Consider the following 18,561-nt stretch of genomic DNA (forward strand, 5'->3'; position numbering starts at 1 on the left):
ACATCACCTCGATCCCTTTTTGCGGCACCTCACGCCAAACCTTGCCCCAGCGAATATCGACCAAGGCAATCGTCAGAAACAAAAACGTCAGCAACAACAGCACCGCGCGTGTAGCGATCCGCAATCGATGATGGGGTGGCACTAATTGCGAGGCAAAATTCGCGGTGGCGAAGCGACGTAAATTGGCTCGCATTCGTACCGCAGCCCAGGCAATCACAACGACGCAGGCCAGTGCGAGCCATAGCCAATTCAGTGCGAAAGGGTTGCCGTATTGAATTTCCATTGATTGATTCCTCTGTTCCCGCCGTTAAACCCACGCTCGAATCAGGACATACTTGACCATCACGCTGGCGGCGATCAAGAACAATGCACAGAGTGCGATCGGTGGAAAGGTGATCGCGTTCCAAGTGAAGGATTGGACTGCGAGTTCGCGATAGTCGGTGAATTGGTGCGATTCGATCTTAGTTTTCTCCAGCTCGTCGATCGCTTCATAGATCGCTTCGAGTGACTGGGTGTCGGTAGCTCTGAAGTATTCGGCACCGGTGGTTTTCGCGATTTCTCGCAGCGTGTCTTCGTCGATATTGACGTCCATCCACTGCACCGTGGCTTCGCCGGTAAAGGGATGCCGCGACGGAAACGGAGCCCGTCCCTTGGTACCCACGCCGATCGTGTAGATTTTGATTCCCATTGTTTTGGCCAGCTCCGCGGCCTGGATCGGATCAAACTCGCCTGCGGTATTTTCGCCGTCGGTCATCAGGATGATGACTTTGCTTTTGACTGAATTTTCCTCACCTGTTTCCAGTGATTGCAGTTTCTCGACCGCCAAGCTGATGGCATCGCCGATCGCGGTCCCATCTTCGCGACGCTGTGTCACGATTTCAGCTCGATTAAGCTGTGCAAGCAAAAATGCATGGTCGAGCGTGGGTGGCGTGATGGCGTCCGCGAAGCCTGCGAACGTGATCAAACCGATCAAGTCGCTAGCACGTCCGGCGATGCCATTTTGATCCGCTTCCTCTTCGTCGCCTTGGACAAAGTTGGCTGCTACGTTTTTGATTGCCGTCAAGCGATCGACGTGGTTACCGTCGATCTTAAAATCCATCGCCTGCATGCTGCCGCTGCGGTCGACGACCATCTCCATCGCGATCCCTTCGGAATCGATCACGGTTTGCTCGCGGCCCACTCGCGGTCGCGCCAAGGCAACGATCATCGCTACGAGCGACAACAGCATCAGCACATCGGGAAGCCAGGCGAGGCGTTGACGCCACGTTGGCCGAATTCCTGCGATGCATTGCGTTGAACTCAATCCAATCGACCATGGTTGGCGTCGGCGAAACATGCCCCAACCAAGTAGCGGCACCAACCCCAGTAGCAATAAGAACCACGGACTCTCAAACATCACACGTCCTCCTTGCTACGCGATTTATCGGACGCAGGCGAATTATTGGACGCAGGCAAACGTTCCAGCAGTTCATGGACGAAACTCTTCGCCTCTTGAACTTTCCGAGTCATTTCCGTCGACGCGAACTGCGGAGGTGCAAATTTGGTTTGTTCCGCATCCACTAGCCAAGCCACCAAGCGTTTTTGAGTTTCACTTGGCAGTGACGACTTGCTTGTGACATAGCGAGTGACCTCGTCGGTGGTCATTACCGACGGGTTCAAACCTTCGCGAGCGATAACATAATCACGCGCGATCTCGGCGAGTTCAAGATACGCCGATCGGTTATCAATCTCGTTAGCTTGCTGACGCAGTTCGAGTGCCGCCACACGTCGTGATGCCCACTGCTTTGGTGTGACTGTTCTTTTCCTCCGCCGTTTCATTGCGATTGCCAGCAAGGCGAATGCAACAAGTGCGCTGGCAATCATCCCCCAGTGAACTGGCGTCGCTTTAGCTTCGGGTTCGATCGGTAACGACGGCTTCATCTGTCGAAACGCCTTAGGGGTATCGTCACTCGACAGCACGCTATTGATTTGGATCGGAATCGGCTTGGTACGCAGCAGGCCTGATTCCGCCGTCGCTGCGTCTCGTAGGACATAGCGGATTTCGATTGCGGGAATCGTTTGCTCGCCAACCGCCAGCGTTTCCAGCGTCATTCGCCTCGTCCAACGTCGTGTTGCCGAATCCGCGTCGTCTAGGACTGGGACCGACGGCATATCGTCGACCGAGACGACGTCAAAGGGGCCGATTGTTTCGGGAGTTGGCGGGAATTCGATTTCGGCATCCACCGGTGCCGTCACTGTGACGGTCAACTTGATCGGGTCCAGCAGCAATGCGTCGTTCCGATCAACCGACGCGTTGACATCCACTGCGTGATCTTGCTCGGCGGCATCGATTCGCGTGAGTCCCACAATCAGAGCAGCGGCGAACACCGCGGTCCGGGCTAGGATCGCAACGCGAAAATGGGGTGGGGTATTAAAGGCATTCAATCGGTTCACCGCTGCCTCTCTCGATGATAGAAGTACTGCTGCAGTGGATGGACAAAATCCTGTCCGGTTTCGAGATAGATCGCTGGCATTCGCATGCGACGAAACGAAGCTTCGAGGTTTTCAAAATGTTGTTGCACCGAATCGGCGTAAGCGCGTCGTACGCGTCGACTGCTGGTGTCCATCGTGACCAATTGGCCGGTTTCCAAATCACGCAAGCGGACCAAACCGATGTTGGGCATCGTCATTTCACGTTGGTCACGGACGACCACGGGAATGATCTCATGCCGGCGACGGGCGACCTTTAGCGTGTTCTCACTATGAGTATCTTGAAAGTCGCTGATCAGAAAAACGACCATCTTTCGGTGTGACGTTCGATTCAAATGTTCGATCGCCGAAGTCAGGTTGGTGCCGCTGCCCACCGGTTGGCAATACAGCAGATCGCGAATCAGCCGCAAACAGTGGCGGGCGCCTTTGCGTGGCGGAATCGATTTCTCTACGCGATCCGAAAACAGCGTCAAACCCACCTTGTCATTGTTCTTGATGGCGGAAAAGGCCAAGGTTGCACCGAGTTCGGCAACCAGTTCCCGTTTGGTTTGTGATTGAGTTCCAAATCCTTGCGACGGGCTGATGTCGACCAACAATTTCACCGACATCTCGCGTTCTTCGCGAAACAGTTTGACGTACGGTTGGTCCGCTCGTGCGGTCACGTTCCAGTCGATGCTGCGAACGTCGTCGCCTATCGCGTACGGCCGAACTTCCTCGAATTCCATACCGGTTCCCTTAAACGCCGAGTGCCATCCGCCGGCAAGCAGATCGTCGACGATGTGGGAGGTGCGGATTTGAATCCGACGAATCTTTTTGAGGACTTCAGGAGGAATCAAAGTTCGTAGGTCTCTTTAATGACAGTCAATGGAGTTGGGAGGTAAACAGTTAGACAGGAGTTTTTAAACACTTCTCGGTGAACGCCACCCATAAACGCTCGTTCCTCAGGCTCCAGCCTGGGAACGCACTGCTGTCGAGGCTCCCGCCTCGTCTTTGCACGCTCGGCAGGCGGGAGCCTGCAACTCATTAGGTTCCCAGGCTGGAGCCTGGGAACCAGTGGTGGTAATTACCAAGAAGTGTCAGTTTTTCAGTACATTAGCCGTTTTCGTTCTAGCCTCGGTTAGGGCGTTCAACCGGCACCAACGCCCGAACGGCGAATGGGATTTCACCCCATAATTCCGGTCTACTCGATTACCCGGTGCCTTACGGTCCACGGCTCTCAAAACAATTTGCACTGCGGTTAGCGTTTAAGGCACCGCGACGGCGTCCAGAATCATCTGCACGATGTGTTCACTTGTTTTCTCTTCCGCTTCGGCTTCATACGTGATCATCACGCGGTGACGCAGCACATCCATCGCGATGTCTTTGACGTCTTGAGGCGTGACGTAGGCTCGGCGATGCAGGAATGCGTTTGCTTTGGCGGCCAATGTCAAGTTGATCGTGGCACGTGGTGAGGCTCCGAACTGAATCCACTGAGCGATCGGCAAACCGTAGACCTCACACTTCCGTGTTGCCATCACCAAATCGACGATGTACTCGGCAATGCGTTGATCGACAAAGACTTGGTCGACAAGATCGCGAGCTCGCACGATCTCTTCGGGCGTGGTGACTGCAACGACCTCGTCCACACGACGTGTTCTCGACATCCGGCTGAGAATCTCGAGCTCTTCGTCGCGAGTCGGATAATCGACGACCACTTTCATCATGAAACGGTCCATTTGAGCTTCGGGCAACGGGTACGTTCCTTCTTGCTCGACCGGGTTTTGGGTTGCCATCACCAGGAACGGGTCGGGCAGCGGGAACGTTTCATTGCCGATCGTGACTTGGCGGTCCTGCATCGCTTCGAGCAGAGCACTTTGCACCTTTGCCGGAGCACGGTTGATTTCATCGGCCAAAATCAAATTGGCAAAGATCGGGCCTTTCTGGACCACAAATTCTTGTTGGGCCGGCCGATAGACTTGCGTTCCGATCAAGTCGGCGGGAAGCAGGTCGGGGGTGAACTGCAACCGCTGGAAATTGGCATGGATCGCTTTGGACAACGTCGCCACGGCAGTGGTTTTCGCGAGCCCCGGTACGCCTTCGATCAACAAATGACCGCCGGTCAGCAGTCCGACCAGCAAGCGATGGACGAGTACCTGTTGGCCGACCAACGTTTTGGCGACCTCGTTGGCCAATCGCTGCATCGGTTCGCCATGCTGTTGGATTTCCGCGACCAGTTGGGAGTCCACCTCTGGGTTTCCGCCGTTGGTTTTGTCCGTGGTATCAGCTTCAAACATTATTTCTCGTTTTTCCAAGGATGCGGGAATTTGGGAGACGTGGCGGTAACGCCGTAACGAAAATGACGCCGTAATTTCAAGATGAATTTTGAGGTAGCAAATCGGATACCAGTGGCGATGAACCGCTTGGTTTGGCGGTTCTACGCCAGGTTTTACGAACTTTCCCAGGAACAGTTCACGATCAACGCGGGGCAAATTGCCCCAAGCGTGTCAGGCCGCCGCGTCGACGATTTGCAGTCAATTCGCGATTCACATTGCTCGATCCGCTCGGTTTTGGTACCTGAGTTGTTGTCGATGGTTGCCTCGGGGCGACATCGTGACGTTCCCCGTTCACAAATCAATCCGTTCACAAATCAACCCGTTCACAAACCAAGCCAATCTCGTGAATTCGGCCACGACGGACGCACCATTCGTTTTCTCGCCCGCGAGCTCGCCGCTCGGCCCAGATGCGGCTGCGCCCTCACACAACCGCACACCCGGCAGTAGCCGGGCCACTGAATCGCTGGTCGATGAAACGCGGCGAGAAATTTCCGAGATGGTTCGCGAGATCGCTTTGGCGGTCCGCAGCGAGCGATCGCGTGCTGAATTTTTTGGCATGTTGGCAGATCGTATCCTACGCGCGATGGCTGCCGAAGGTGTCGTGATCTGGCGAATCGATACCCGTGAGTCTGCTGATTCAAATCGCGAGGGGCCCGCCGAAGAATTGGATTCCCTTGCCGCGGCGACACTGAAGATGAGTGTCGTTCACCGCATTGGAGAGATCACGGACCGCTCGATTCCTGTGGTCTCGATCACCGCCCACGATCGCATGCTGTTAGAAGTCAGTGATGCGGCCCAGCCCGTGGTGGTTCCGGCCACTCCGGACGCGTCCGATCCCGACGTGCCAGCCAATCCCACTCGCTTTCCTGCCGCCGTGGTTCCGATTGAGTGCGAATCGGACAGCACGGGCGAGTCGTATTTGCTTGAAGTATTCTTGGAACAAGAATGTGGAGTGGCCACGCAGCGTGGTTATTTGCGGTTTGTTGCTCAGATGGCCGATCTCGCTGGCGAGTTTCTACGCAGCGATCAGCTTCGCGATTTGCATCGCAGACGGCTTCGAACCGAACAAGTCGATGCAGTGATTGCCTCGATCCACGGATTAGTGAGTCGCGAAAAGATCGAAGCGAGAGTGGTCGACGCCGCTTCGGATATTTTTGGATTTGATCGCGTCGGGCTCTGTTATCTTCGCAATGACGTGGCCGAACTGAGTGCGGTCAGCTATGTCAATACAATTGATTTTCGTGGTGCGGCGGCGAAACAAATGGTTTCGACGTCGGAATCCTTTTACACTCCCGACACCTATGTGGTGTTGGAATCCGACGATTCGGACGAGAAAAACACCGCGACACTGCTGCCTCGCGTCGTGGCCGCTTCGGAAGCTCGTGATTCGCTTTGTCTGGTCGGCTTGGCCAGCACAGACTCGGGCGTCGAATGCCAAAGTATCGCTAATGACCTGCAGCGGTTGGTGAAGCACGCGGGACTTGCGATTCGACATCGAAAGAGTATCGAAGCGATCCCCGGCGGTCAGTGGTTGGTGTCGTTTTCAAACCAAAGCCGTGGTCGCCGCAGCGGAAATTGGTTGGCACGCGGGTTTGCGATCATGATGTTGACACTGATCGCGGTCATAGCGTTGTTGCCGGTGCCGATGGTCGTCACCACCCCCGGGACGCTAAGACCGGAAAAGATTCAGTCCTTGTTTGCGTCGCGCAGTGCGGTTGTTCAGCAAATTCATGTCTCGCACGGCGACCGAGTTCAGCGAGGGCAGGCTCTGTTAACGTTGCACGATCCTGAGCTCGAAAAACAAATCACGACGCTGCTAGGACGGCATGCCGTGCTGTTGCAGAAACAAGCGGCCATCACCACGGCGCTGGTGGATTCGGCATCGCATCGCAGCGATCGCAATGAACAAATTCAGAGCGAGCGAAGTTTGGTTGCCGAAGAACTGCACGCAATCGACGATCAGTTGCAGATATTGACTCGTATCAAAGATTCGCTGGTACTGCGTGCCACCGAAGATGGCGTGGTGGATAGTTGGCAAATCCGACGACGTCTGCTCGGTCGGCCGGTGGTCCGAGGCGACAAGTTGCTCGAGGTGATCGGCGATAATACCGCTTGGTTGGTCGATGCTCGCGTGCCGCTTTCGCGAATCGCATCGGTTCGTTCGTCGCTGCAATCCGAGACGCTGCGTACCGCAGTTCTCATCGATGGCAGTGCGACTCCCAACCACACCGCCGTCGTCCAGCAATTTGGTCCTTCAACGCACAATGTCAAAGACGACACCGACACCAAAGCGGTAGTTCTTCGTATCGAAAACGGTGACGATATCGGTGCTCTGTTTGGTGTGGGCCCGGTCTCCGGATCGCCCGTGCGAGTCCTGTTTCGCTGTGAAACCAAACCCGCGATCGGAGTGTTGTTCTACGACGCGTTTGAGTCGGTTCGCAGCACCATCGGTTTGTATTGGTCGGCAGGTTCCCAAACCACGGAAAACGCAGCATGAAGATACGTCCTTTCGCATCCGGTTGGCTTGCAGTGTTGGCAAGTCTGACAACGCTTTGCAGCGGTTTCGCCGCGGAACACAGCACCATCGAAGTCACGGATTGTGTCGTCCGTTTTGCCGAGGAAGTGCACGTGCCGAGTGTCGAATCGGGACGTGTGGCCGCGGTCAATGTTAAATTGAATGAACCGATCGACCGCAATGCTACGATCGCTCGGTTGGATGACCGCACGCTGAAAATCCGCCATCGGGCTTCGACGTTGCGACTGGATCATTCACGCCGTACCGCCATGGACGATGTCGAACTTCGATACGCGGAAACCGCACTAGCCGAAGCCGAAGCCGAACTCGACTCGAACCGTTCGATCCATAATGACGTTAGCGGTGCGATTCCGCTCAGCCATCTCCGTCGCTTGCGATTAGCGGTCGAACGAGGTGAATTGGAAGTCGCACTGGCTAAGAAGCGACGTGTCGAAGCTCAAGTCGAAGTGGAAATGCGCGAGGCCGATGTCGCGATGCTCGACGACCAGCTTCGCAATCTGGAAATCACCAGTCCCCTGGCCGGCACGGTGTTGGAAATCAGCCGTTCACCCGGCGAGTGGATTGAAAAGGGTGAGGCGATCGCCACCGTTGCTCGCCTGGATCGGTTGCACATTCACGCTCTGGTGCGACAAGAGTCGTTGCCCGCCGGGCAGTGTAAGGGATTACCGATCAGCGTCCACTGGATCGATTCGCACAGCGGTGTCGAGCGAACATTACGCGGCACGGTGTTGTCACTTGATCCGCAAATCCTAGCAGATGCCCGTTATCGATTGCATGCCGAGGTCATCAATCGCCGCGACGAAAATGATCCGTCACGATGGCAATTGGTTCCCGGCACCGAGGTGCGGATGCAGGTGTATGCAAACCAACCGGTCTCGGCAAACGCCTCGACTCCGACGTCGTCACCGAGTGAACGATTGCGTTAGTGTCATTTTTTCAGCGGCTTGTCAATTTTGTGAGCCGTGACGCGTAAGCGGCCGGTTTCTTGTTCATTACCCGGTGCCTCACGGCCCACGGCTCACCAGCGCAATCTGAATTCCGACTAAATCCATATTTCGCTAACTTGTTCCATTACCTAAGTCATCTGCATCACTTTATGTCCAGCACGCCCGCTACCGAGCCGCCGCGATCGAGTCTTCGCAGCGATCTGGATTCGATTCGGATCGACGAGGGACAGCGTGCCGCGCGGCTTGTGATCGACGATGTCAGCGGCCGTTTTTCGCGAATCAGCGAGCGAGCGTGGCAACAACTTTGTCGACGTGACGCCGGCCCAATGTTGTGGAAACAGGCTCACCAAGCCGGTTGGACACGAACGCGTTCAAGTATTGCGAGTCGTCGTTTTTCCTTGCTCGCAATTCGCATCCCGATCGGATCAATTGATGGGATCGCCAATTGGATGGCAGGATACAGCGGAGTCTTGTTCGCTCCGATTGCGATCATGCTATGGAGTGCGGTGATTGTCGCGGCGTTATTGTTGGCGATTTCGCGGAGCCCGCAATGGATTCACGGACTGCAGAACTTGCCGTACTTTCTATCGGCAACCCATTCGCTGTTGATCGCCGCAACCTTCTTGGCGACCAAGACCGTTCATGAATTGGCCCATGCGGTGATGTGTCGCCGGATGGGAGCGCGAAGCAAATCGGTGGGGATCTTTTTGTTTTGTGGCGTCCCTTCGCCCTATTGTGATGTGACCGATGTGTGGCGGTTGCCCTCGGCAATCCGCCGCGCGGCCGTGATGTTGGCGGGAATCTATGTCGAGTTGATCATCGCTGCGATCGCGACGTTTGTTTGGTGTGCGGCGAACGATCCCGCAATCCGGCTGCTGGCGATGAATTTGATGATCGTCTGTGGGGTCAGCACCGTGCTGTTTAACGCCAATCCGTTGATGCGCTATGATGGTTATTTCGTCTTGATGGATTGGGTGCGAAGCACCAATTTGCGGCGTGAAGCCCGCGACTGTTTTCAAGCGACCGTGACCAGCCGAATCGCCGGCGCTGCGTACGGACGCTTCCGACGCCACGATTTCCGCGGCATTGCATTATCGATCTATCACGCGGCATCGTTGGGATATCGCAGTCTAATTTTGATTGCGATTGCAACCTTGCTGCTTAGCGTGGCCGACGCGATCCATTTGCGATTTGTCGCGGTGGTGATAGTGACGTTAGCAGCAACCGCCATGCTTTTGCGTCAAATCAAGTCACTTTATGTTGTTCTACGAGGCGAGGGACATTGGATGAGAGTTCGTTCGTGGCGACGTTTCGTCGTGGTGTTAACGCTGGTAGGAATGCTGATCGCGGTACTGCTAATACCCGTTCCTCGATACCGTCACGTGGTTGGGATCGTTGACGCGGCGGACGCCGTCAACGTGTTTTTACCACCCGACAGCCAAATCCAAACGGTGGCGACTGAGGTAGGAGAACACGTTCGGGAGAAGCAGTTGCTCGCCACACTGGCGAACAGCTACGAATTGATCGAACAGGCCCGGCTTGATGGCGAATTGCGACTAGCCGAATTGCAGACCATCATTGCACGTCGCAGCGCACTGGATCGCCCTCAGGTGGCCACAAAGTGGGCGACGCTGCAAGCGGCAGAAGACTCGGTGAAGATGTTATTGAACGATGTCCACAGGCGACTTGATCAAACCAATGTCGTTGCGCCGGTTGCCGGGACGATATTGCCGCCAAGCCCTCGCACCGAAACGACCGGTGATGCATCTTCGATCTGGATGGCTGGCCAAGTGGGCGGCCTCGCCGATTCGCGGGAACCTTGGTGCCGGATCAGTCCGCAGGGACAGCGGCAGGCAATTTTTCGTATCGATGCTCGTGACCACGACAAGATTATCAAGGGGAGCGAAATTTGCGTCCATTTGCAGAACGGATCGACCGAAGTGTTTTCGACCGAAATCCAATCGGTGTCCGCAATCGAAATTGACTCGCAATCGATCACCCAAGAGGCAAACTATCAAATTCTGTGCCCCTTGCCTAATTCCGATTCGGCCGAGATGATGGATTCACTCGGCGCCACGTGCTCGGGGGTCATTCGTTTGCCATCACGTGCGATTGCTGCGGATCTTGTTTACTGGATCAGCGAGTTTGTTCGTGGCCAAATCTAATTCGAATCAGGATCGCCGCGAGACGATGGCTCAAATGCCCGAGCCTTCGCAGCGGTTGCCGATCGAGGTCAGCCCGGGCCCGCACCCCTGTTTGCTGTCGCTCGAGAAACTGCTGGACGATTGTGAACTGAGGACTCAGCGGCGAAGTGGACCAGGAGGCCAGCACCGCAATAAGACTAGCTCGGGTGCATTCCTATTACACCGGCCTACGGGAATCGTAGCCGAGGCGACCGAGAAGCGAAGCCAAGCCCAAAACCGCGATGTCGCACTTGAGCGTTTGCGCTACTTGTTGGCGATCGAAGTTCGCACGACGTCTGTATTTGATCAGCCCGTGCCGGATCTCGAGACCGAGTTTCGAGAGCGGTTTCTCGGGAACGTCAAACGGATGAACGAACGCAATGTCGACAAGCCCGCCGTATTAGCACTGCTGCTGAATGACCTTCACGCCACAGGTGGACAACCGAGCTTGGTCGCCAAACGCTGGAAATGCAGCACCAGTGCGATTGTCACCATGCTGCAATCGGTGCCCCCGGCGTTCGCTTTGGTCAATCGGATACGTCACCACCACGAACGGTTGCCGCTGCGGTAGCGTGGGACTAATCGGCACAACCCGATCGATCGTTCGCGGGATCGCTGGGGGGCGCTGGGTCGATTTTATTCCGCTGCATGCGAATGAATTTGCATAAGCTAAGGTTTCTGGCGTCAAGTTCGGTAGGCCGGATTAAGCAAACGGCATGATCCTGCGTCCTTGATCCGACCTTCGGTTTCGAGGGGTTGGGATTCGATTTGCGTCGAACAATTCGCACGTGCTACCGCTAGAGATCCGCGGGGAATGCGAAAACAACGTTGCCAAGTCAGGAGGCACTAGAGAATGGGAATTTTAGAAACTCTGTTCGGTCAGCCGAACGAGATCGTGGAAAGTAAGAATGGCGAAGGCTGGAACAAACACGGCTTCGGGACAAAGTACATGCTGATCACCACCTGCGATTCCCAGCCGGTGGCTCGTCTCTATGGAACCGCCCGCGACTCGCGGCGCGAACTGTTGACCGAAATCGACGCGTTGCTTTGCAATCAAGAAAAATGTTTGTTGATTGGGGTGGAAGCAGGCGATGGCGTCTCGCGTTTTTTTCGCCTCGATCCAAACGAAGCGCGAGAGCGTTTAGGGGCTTGATTCTTGCGTGTTGCCATTTCGCATCGTGCAAAAACGAAAACGGCTCGTAGTGAAACCTGTTCACGACGAGCCGTTTTGATCATTTGGTTAAGCAATGTCCTGTTAAGACAGACGCTGCCTATGTCGCTTTCGCCTTGGTGCGAGCTTCGCGGAGTCCTCGGCTGAGGATATCACGCAGCATTGGCGAAAAGTCTTCGTACTTGGCTTCGTCCGGTGCGCCTTTGCTGAACTGGTAGATCGCATCGCGAGGTTTGACGCCCAACGCGATCAGCGAGCTGCTGACCGTTCCGTATTCGGGATTTCGCATCACCATGCTTGGACGACCTTGGCCGACTGGGGCACGAGCGAAAACCTTGCTGGCGACTGCCAAGAATTTCACAGGCGAATCGAGTGTCTGCAACGTCAACAAGCGACGTGCCATTTGGACCCGTTGATCTTCGGGATCGTTCAGGTTGCGGGCGCCGATGATGTTCAATCCATCGCGGAGCTCGACCACCTCTTGGCGTTCATCAGCGTGAATCGCGTACCCGTTGCTGGCGTCTGCAATAATGATGTTGCAGCCTTCGTAGCGAGTCTTGGCAAACTCGGCGTGTGCCTTATCGAGCGCCTTGTTCGCAGTCGTGCAACGCAGCAGATCCAATGCAAGCAAACCACGTGATCGCTGACCAAACAATGGCATCGATGTCGCTCGGTTACACAAGCCGACGAAAACACCATTTTGGTTTACCCCCAGCCACGTCCCACTTGCTTTCTGGTCAATCCCGCACAGAACCCGGGGCTTGCCAGATTGGATTGAAGGCGGCAAGCTTGAGCGGTTGTAGTATTCTTCGCGATTGGCGGCCACCAAAATTGGACTTTCGGGGACCAAGCGATACTGAACGGCCAGTAAGCACATTTCGCAGCTTTCTTTTCAAAGATCGGTTGGAGGGAATTCTCGGGCTGACGCCAGACACCCAAGACCAAAACGATCTGGGCCGTCGACTCAGCACAGAACAATGTATCTACGCAACCACCGCCACTACACCCCCTGGTGAGGGGTGTCCATCAAAAATTAACTTGATTCAACGAATTCCGCCCTCCTAGCTGGAATTCTGGGCAATCTTTGGCGATCAAAACGGTCGATAAGGAAGGGGACGAGGGCAGTTGTGAGTCCTGTTTACTGTTTTTTGACCGTTCAATCCCCCTGATCGAAGTATGGATATCAATACCTCGGCACCTCATTCGAAGGCCGTTTTGGCAATTCGCACCAATGTTAGCGTCACGCTGGCGAGGCAAAAGGTGCCGCTTCGCCGGATTGTCGACCTCGTGCAAGGGTCATTGTTAACGTTTGACACTCATTGTGACGAGCCGCTGACGCTCGAAGCGGGCGACCAGCCGATCGCGATCGGCGAAACGATCAAAATTGGGGATAAATTCGGAATCCGGATTCGTGAGATTCTTCGTAAAGAAGAAGATTAACTCTGTGTCCAGTACTTATAGGCTCGCATTGTTTGCCGGGCTGCTTCTTCAGGATTCGGCCATGCGAAGGCTTCGGCACACAAGTATCCCTGGTAATTGATTTGGCGAAGTGCGGCGATAATGCGGCCGTATTGCATGTGGCCGCAACCCACCGGGCGACGATTGCTGTCGACAAAGTGAATGTGTCCGACTTTTTCGCCGCCACAGATCAATGCTTCCGCAATATCAGCTTCTTCGATGTTCATGTGGAACAAATCGCAGAGCAGCGTGACGTTATTGGTCGACAGCGAATCGAGCAGTTTGACTCCGTCGGCGACCGTACAGCACTGGTTCGTCTCGTAACGGTTAAGCGGTTCGTAGATCAACGGCACGTTGTATTGGGCGGCGTGGCTGCCGCCGTCTTCGAGTGCTTCGCAAAGGTATTTGCGCGCGGTCGGAGCATCGACCACAGCATCGGAGCGTCCTTGCATCGATCCGATGATCGCGGAAGCGCCGAATTGACCCGCTAAATCGATGACGTCGCGAACAAACTTTTTCGCCTGTTCGCGTTTGGCTGCATCCGCGTCGGCGAGTTGCAGTTTGTGCTTGACCCACCCGGCACCGGTTCCCAGGGCGGCAAGTTTTAAACCCGCCTTGTCCAGCAAGGACGACAATTGATCGGCATCGATCGCGTCGGTTCCCGGAGCAAAGATTTCGACGGCGTCGTACCCCAGTTCACCTGCGAACGCGATCGATTTTTCAAGTCCGTCCCACAAGACAAAAGGGCCACCACGTGCTTCTTCGACCAAACTAATAGTGATACAGGATTTCATGGCAGTTTTTTCAGAAACAGAGGGTGATGTGGATGAAAAGCGGGGGCGGAACAGAGAAGAGGGATCGTTTTAGGCGGCAGGGCCGTCGTTGTTTTCAGGTCGACCTTCGACGTAAACCCAATTGTGAATTGGTTTGAGGATCTCGAGCACTTCGGCAACCGAGGTTTCGTCCATCGGTTCGTCCAACCAATCACACCACTGTGTGACACGGTCGGGGTTTGCCGAGCCCGTGACGCAACTCGCGAATTTCTCGTTTGCGACCGAATACTGAAGCGCCAACTTGGCGATATCGGTACCGCGGTCGGCGCAATGTGCGGCCGCCTTTGCAGCGACTTCACGAACCTCCGGCGTGGCTTTGTGCCATTCAGGCAGCGGGGCATTGGTCAGCAAGCGTGCCGAAAACGGTGCTGCGTTGATCAATCCCACCCCTTGTTCTTTGCACGGTTCCACTAATGCCAACGCCATGTCGTTTTGTAGCGTGTAGTGATTGTAGGTCAGCACTACATCGAGATCGGATCGCTCGAGCATTTGCAAAAAGATTTTCATTGGGTAACCGCTGACCCCAATGAAACGCACTTTGCCCTTTTCAACTTCCTTTTTTAACGCTGGAATTGTTTCGTTGACAATTTGGTCAAGGTCGACAAATTCAATGTCGTGACAAAACACCATATCGATGTGATCGATTCGCATCCGTTCGAGCGAAATGTCGATACTCTCAGCAACCCGCTTGGCGCTGAAATCGAAATGCTGCGGTGCAAAGCGACCTAGCTTGGTGCTCAGTAGATACGAATCACGTGGCACATCGGGCAATAGCCGGCCGAGCATGATCTCGCTCATCCCGCGACCATAGTAGGCTGCGGTGTCGATGTAATTCATCCCGCGATCTAACGCAACATGCACTGCTTTGAGTGCCTCGCCCACATCGACTTGGCGAAATTCGGCACCGATCGACGACGCGCCGAAACCAAGGACGGGAAGAGTCAGGCCGGTATTGCCAAGAGGTCGTCGCTGCATTGCCATCGGATTGGGTTTCAGGTGAGTTTGGAAAGTGACTTATTCGCCAACCCAACCTAACACATCCACCGCGACTGTGAGGAGTGGCGGTCGACAGCAAAAAACAGTCTGAAATGTTTCAAATCAGTCGCAGTCTGTCATAAGTCAGACACCGGCAGTCGGTCGGGCCACGGGGCCGCTCGCGTTCCGCCGTCACGATCGCAGCTAGGCTTTCCGTGTATTAGCCGCTAGCCCCGGTTCCGGCATTCAACTGGGCCTAGCGTCCAAACGGCGAACGGGATTTCACCCTATCCTTCCCGCCTACCTGTTTAGCACGAGCGGACGGTGATGCGATCGGTGACCTTGTCCACGCCGGGAGTCTCGATCGCCGTCTGATAAGCCATTTGTCGCAAGTAATAGCTTTCCATCTCACCGCGAAGTTCCACGGCTCCGATGTCACCCACTGTGACATCAATGCCGCGAAGTTGGCGATAGCTGCTCGCTTCGAATTTGCATAAGATGTCGCGACGCAGTTGATCAATCTCGTTGTTCACCGAGTCGTTTACTGGCTTTTGCACAACCATCGGCTTTTCGGCAACCGCGGGCTCGCCTGGCAAATGCAGCATGAAATCAGTCCTTTGAATGCGATCAAATAAAAGAGGCAATTGAATGGTGGGACGACATGTTGTCGCATCGAGAGTTGCAAGGAATCAAGCCTCGCAAAGTTAAGCTTGATTCTCACGCACCCGCTGATTTTGTGCAATGGTCTGTTCTTGAAAAACAAGCGGTTACATCGTGGTTGCATACCCTTCGCTTTTCCGTAGCGTAATGGGGGCACCACGTAAACGATCGTTGCCAAACGGCGTTAATGGCGTTGCAAGAAGTGCGCAAAAAACGCGTAGATCACTTCGTTGGATGAATCGTTGGGCGAGTGATCGGGACGATTCGTCATTGCAACACGTTCGTGGTGACCGAGGATTGCATTGACCGCAACGCTGTGATTCAGTGGCTGCCAACGCGAAAGCGGATCTTCGGAACCAGCGGAAACAAGAAAGGGGCGCGGCGCCATCAACGTATGGAGTTCATGCAGGTCGTGACCGTCGGCGACAAGTTTGGGATAGAGGCCTCGTGCTGGATTGTCGTCGCGGATCAATCCACGCGCCCGCCACGGTTTGGGGTGATACCCGAGGTACCATGGTTCCCAGTAATTGACGCTCGGTCGGTTGTCATCAAACACGATGCCAGGGTCGGACCAAGCGGCACAGGCAAATTTGTCAAACAAACACGATGCAAACATCGCCCACTTGCCACCAAAGGAATGTCCCACGATGCCGATTCGCTGCGAATCCACCTCGGGGTGATTTGCCAAGACGTGCCAAGCGTTGGCCGCAGCGTAAGCCAACATCGATAAAGGCTGGATTTTTGCGTCCTCGATGCTGGGGTGATACAGCGAGTACGTTTTGGCTGCAGTTGCCTCGGTCGTGCCGATCGATAGCGTTACGAATCCGCGGCGGGCAAGCTGCAACGCGAAATCACGATTCGCTGTCCCTTGCCCGATCGCGGTTTCGGGTTCATAAAACACCGTGACAACCGCCGGATGAGGCCCCTCGCCGTCGGGAACCAACAAATACCCAGTGGTTTTTTCGTTCGGAGTCCACTGAAACCGAATCTGGTGCTGGGTGAAATTCTCACGTTGCTGCGTGTTCAGCGTTTCCACCTCGGGCTGGGTGATCAGCGGTGGCCATTCGCCCAACATCGATCTCCATTTGGCCAAAATCTCTCCGCGACGACGTTTCCAGTCCTCGAGAGTCTTGACCTGCGAACCGTTCTCGAAGACTAGCGGTGAAGGGTAATCGTCGAAATCGTTTGCGAACTTTCGTGGCGGAGAAAAGTAGGGGGCGATCGTTTTGGAGGCCGTATCGAAGGTCGTTTGGGAATCCGATGCCGCCGTGCTTTCGCCCAGCCATGCAAGATTAGGGCGATCCCATTTCAACTTGCTGACATAGACACGATTGTCGCTGCCATGTTTCTCGACTCCGGCGGGCTGCATCCATTCGGTGACCGTTATCCACGTTTCAGTGGGGGATACTTCGGTGACGGCAAAATTTCCTAGCCGCGCACCGTGCTCGGGAACAACCACTCGCTCGCTAGCGCGAATCACCTGCAAGGTTTCGGGATCCACCTGGGCGATAAACAGCGGCGCACGATGCCGAAATACGTGGTCATTGTTTGCACCCCGCCGCGTGTAAACCAGAAACAATCCTTCGCTGTGCGTTACCCAGTGCTGCTGTGTGTTGTAATTGCCGAGATCGTTACCATCATCGAATGTCCAGCGGCGAGGCGTTTCAAAATGCAGTCCATCGTCACTTGTGCAAACGTAACCGTGGTCATCGTTCCGCATCGTTAGGTAAAAGCGACCACGAAACTGAGTCAACGACGGTTCGTACAGCCCCCGTTTCACAGGAATTGTTAACTCGTCACCATGTTCAACATACTGCAACGTATGGCCATCAAAACGGCAGCGAACGATGGTGACCGAGTATTGCGACTGAGTCGGATCCCGGAACGAGATCGGCAGCAGCACCTCACCGCCGGGCAGGTCAACGCGCTGGACGCTGCCGGCTCCGGCATTGGTGAATTTGGCATCCGCTGGCATTTTTACCATTTGCCAATCGGCCCACTGGTTTTTGGAGGGATCGAAGACGGCGTATGCAATGCCGCGAGGCGACGCGTGCATGACCCGATTGTTGCGATACCAAACCGTTTGCCCGATCCCCAGCAATCGCTGGCTAGCCGCATGCCATTTGGGGGTAAAGTCGCAAACGGTGGTCTCATCGCCGGCACGAACCAATTCCGGCGCTTTCGACGCACCGCCGGGAAGCGGGGCCGATAGGTCGGCGGTGACACGTTGTCGTGCAAATGCATTCAATTCGACCGGATCGCTCCAAGTGTTCCCAAGGTTTTCTGAGCGAGTTTGGTGCAGTGGATAGAAAACGTCCGATCCGCTGAGCAGTAATTTTTGCATCGTCATCACGACTGACGGCTGCCGGGTGGAGTCCTTCGCCGGAATCGCCCCGGCTCGAGCGTGCACCCAGCACTGCTCGCCATCGTAGCCTTGCATCGCCACGGTGGGTTCGATGGTAAACGGGACGGTTGCGGGATCGCTTCGGTCAGCGGCAAAAACGATCGCGGGACTGACGAGCATCCAAAACGTGGTTTTCCACGCCAATGGCGGTGGTGTCCAAGGCATTGTCATTACAGATATTTTTCGGCAGGGTGGGGGGGGTGGGGTGGGTGTGCTGGTGGGGCGTCGCCATAGGGTAATTGCAGGGCAATCGGGAATGCCGACTGCGACGGCACGGCAGGAATACAGAGTTTACTGGATCCGCACTGCGGGCGGGGACACGATCGCCAATGTCATTCACCCTGCCAATAGGCTTCACCCAAATGGCACCACGCGGCTGGTTGATCGGCTGATTAGAATGACAATGATCCGATCCGATGGCAGATGAGCCTACTGAAATGAGCCAACAGATAGGGGTAACCGTAATCGTGTAGCACGTTTTGCCGGAATTTGGGCTGGATCGGTAGCTGGGGCGATTAATGGAGGATAGCGAGCCACGGCCGGTACAGATTCCGCGACTGGTACATTCTATTGACCGGACGAAATCCTTTGATTTCGTGCCGCTCGGTATCAT

Annotated in this window: 15 protein-coding genes and 1 pseudogene; 6 read left to right on the forward strand and 10 right to left on the reverse strand. The window is 55.2% G+C overall.

Translation table 11 applies throughout. The features are described from left to right. The 5 genes and pseudogenes from RMSM_RS11970 to RMSM_RS11990 all read right to left on the reverse strand — a co-directional run. Positions 1–283, reverse strand: a pseudogene (locus RMSM_RS11970) (hypothetical protein); the annotation flags it as partial. A 24-nt stretch (positions 284–307) separates the two neighbouring features. After that, on the reverse strand, positions 308–1,396 hold the full coding sequence (locus tag RMSM_RS11975) for a vWA domain-containing protein (protein WP_008695981.1): 1,089 nt from the start codon (positions 1,394–1,396) through the stop codon (positions 308–310). After that, a complete protein-coding gene (locus RMSM_RS11980; protein ID WP_040765945.1) occupies positions 1,396–2,433 on the reverse strand; it encodes a BatD family protein in 1,038 nt (345 codons plus the stop codon). Before RMSM_RS11980 ends, RMSM_RS11975 begins: the two co-directional genes overlap by 1 nt. Next, entirely contained in the window at positions 2,430–3,305 is an 876-nt protein-coding gene (locus tag RMSM_RS11985) for a DUF58 domain-containing protein (protein WP_008695984.1), read from the reverse strand. The genes RMSM_RS11980 and RMSM_RS11985 overlap by 4 nt, the downstream gene beginning before the upstream one ends. 408 nt (positions 3,306–3,713) lie before the next feature. Continuing rightward, positions 3,714–4,649, reverse strand: coding sequence for an AAA family ATPase (locus tag RMSM_RS11990; protein WP_052031600.1), 936 nt, complete (start codon positions 4,647–4,649; stop codon positions 3,714–3,716). A gap of 475 nt (positions 4,650–5,124) precedes the next feature. On the opposite strand from RMSM_RS11990, the gene RMSM_RS11995 reads away from it, so the two are divergent. From RMSM_RS11995 to RMSM_RS12015, 5 genes are all read left to right on the forward strand, one after another. Next, positions 5,125–7,278: an efflux RND transporter periplasmic adaptor subunit gene (locus RMSM_RS11995; protein WP_144057581.1), complete on the forward strand. Its 2,154-nt coding sequence runs from the start codon at positions 5,125–5,127 to the stop codon at positions 7,276–7,278. Then, on the forward strand, positions 7,275–8,243 hold the full coding sequence (locus RMSM_RS12000; protein WP_052031599.1) for an HlyD family secretion protein: 969 nt from the start codon (positions 7,275–7,277) through the stop codon (positions 8,241–8,243). The genes RMSM_RS11995 and RMSM_RS12000 overlap by 4 nt, the downstream gene beginning before the upstream one ends. Positions 8,244–8,380: 137 nt before the next feature. Further along, positions 8,381–10,429, forward strand: coding sequence for a site-2 protease family protein (locus RMSM_RS12005; RefSeq protein WP_144057582.1), 2,049 nt, complete (start codon positions 8,381–8,383; stop codon positions 10,427–10,429). Next, positions 10,416–11,018: a peptide chain release factor-like protein gene (locus RMSM_RS12010; protein ID WP_008695996.1), complete on the forward strand. Its 603-nt coding sequence runs from the start codon at positions 10,416–10,418 to the stop codon at positions 11,016–11,018. The genes RMSM_RS12005 and RMSM_RS12010 overlap by 14 nt, the downstream gene beginning before the upstream one ends. Before the next feature lie 282 nt (positions 11,019–11,300). Next, positions 11,301–11,600 (forward strand): hypothetical protein, encoded by a 300-nt coding sequence (locus RMSM_RS12015; protein ID WP_008695999.1) that lies wholly within the window; start codon positions 11,301–11,303, stop codon positions 11,598–11,600. A gap of 118 nt (positions 11,601–11,718) precedes the next feature. Here RMSM_RS12015 and RMSM_RS12020 read toward each other — a convergent pair whose 3' ends face one another. Continuing rightward, complete coding sequence (locus RMSM_RS12020; RefSeq protein ID WP_008696001.1) at positions 11,719–12,495, reverse strand: NRDE family protein; 777 nt, start codon at positions 12,493–12,495, stop codon at positions 11,719–11,721. A 299-nt stretch (positions 12,496–12,794) separates the two neighbouring features. On the opposite strand from RMSM_RS12020, the gene RMSM_RS12025 reads away from it, so the two are divergent. Beyond that, entirely contained in the window at positions 12,795–13,058 is a 264-nt protein-coding gene (locus RMSM_RS12025) for a FliM/FliN family flagellar motor switch protein (RefSeq protein WP_008696003.1), read from the forward strand. Here RMSM_RS12025 and RMSM_RS12030 read toward each other — a convergent pair. The 4 genes from RMSM_RS12030 to RMSM_RS39785 all read right to left on the reverse strand — a co-directional run bounded on the left by RMSM_RS12030 (position 13,055) and on the right by RMSM_RS39785 (position 18,119). Beyond that, positions 13,055–13,870 (reverse strand): sugar phosphate isomerase/epimerase family protein, encoded by an 816-nt coding sequence (locus tag RMSM_RS12030; protein WP_008696005.1) that lies wholly within the window; start codon positions 13,868–13,870, stop codon positions 13,055–13,057. The two genes, RMSM_RS12025 and RMSM_RS12030, sit on opposite strands and share 4 nt — an antisense overlap. A 69-nt stretch (positions 13,871–13,939) precedes the next feature. Next, the gene (locus RMSM_RS12035; RefSeq protein WP_008696007.1) at positions 13,940–14,890 is read right to left on the reverse strand and encodes an aldo/keto reductase; all 951 of its coding nucleotides are present in this window, start codon (positions 14,888–14,890) and stop codon (positions 13,940–13,942) included. Between the two features lie 302 nt (positions 14,891–15,192). Next, positions 15,193–15,489, reverse strand: a complete 297-nt coding sequence (locus tag RMSM_RS12040) for a BON domain-containing protein (RefSeq protein ID WP_008696009.1) — start codon at positions 15,487–15,489, stop codon at positions 15,193–15,195. Positions 15,490–15,728: 239 nt separating this feature from the next. After that, on the reverse strand, positions 15,729–18,119 hold the full coding sequence (locus RMSM_RS39785) for an acyl-CoA thioester hydrolase/BAAT C-terminal domain-containing protein (protein WP_144057583.1): 2,391 nt from the start codon (positions 18,117–18,119) through the stop codon (positions 15,729–15,731). Positions 18,120–18,561 lie beyond the last annotated feature (442 nt).

Source organism: Rhodopirellula maiorica SM1 (assembly GCF_000346295.1).
In the GTDB taxonomy this organism is placed as follows: domain Bacteria; phylum Planctomycetota; class Planctomycetia; order Pirellulales; family Pirellulaceae; genus Novipirellula; species Novipirellula maiorica.

Bases quoted from the DNA above. Each gene is read 5' to 3' on its own strand.
- RMSM_RS12040 (WP_008696009.1), bottom strand. From the start codon at position 15,489: ATGCTGCATTTGCCAGGCGAGCCCGCGGTTGCCGAAAAGCCGATGGTT.
- RMSM_RS11975 (WP_008695981.1), bottom strand. From the start codon at position 1,396: ATGTTTGAGAGTCCGTGGTTCTTATTGCTACTGGGGTTGGTGCCGCTA.
- RMSM_RS11990 (WP_052031600.1), bottom strand. From the start codon at position 4,649: ATGCAGCGATTGGCCAACGAGGTCGCCAAAACGTTGGTCGGCCAACAG.
- RMSM_RS12030 (WP_008696005.1), bottom strand. From the start codon at position 13,870: ATGAAATCCTGTATCACTATTAGTTTGGTCGAAGAAGCACGTGGTGGC.
- RMSM_RS12020 (WP_008696001.1), bottom strand. From the start codon at position 12,495: ATGTGCTTACTGGCCGTTCAGTATCGCTTGGTCCCCGAAAGTCCAATT.
- RMSM_RS39785 (WP_144057583.1), bottom strand. From the start codon at position 18,119: ATGACAATGCCTTGGACACCACCGCCATTGGCGTGGAAAACCACGTTT.
- RMSM_RS12025 (WP_008696003.1), top strand. From the start codon at position 12,795: ATGGATATCAATACCTCGGCACCTCATTCGAAGGCCGTTTTGGCAATT.
- RMSM_RS12015 (WP_008695999.1), top strand. From the start codon at position 11,301: ATGGGAATTTTAGAAACTCTGTTCGGTCAGCCGAACGAGATCGTGGAA.
- RMSM_RS12035 (WP_008696007.1), bottom strand. From the start codon at position 14,890: ATGGCAATGCAGCGACGACCTCTTGGCAATACCGGCCTGACTCTTCCC.
- RMSM_RS12000 (WP_052031599.1), top strand. From the start codon at position 7,275: ATGAAGATACGTCCTTTCGCATCCGGTTGGCTTGCAGTGTTGGCAAGT.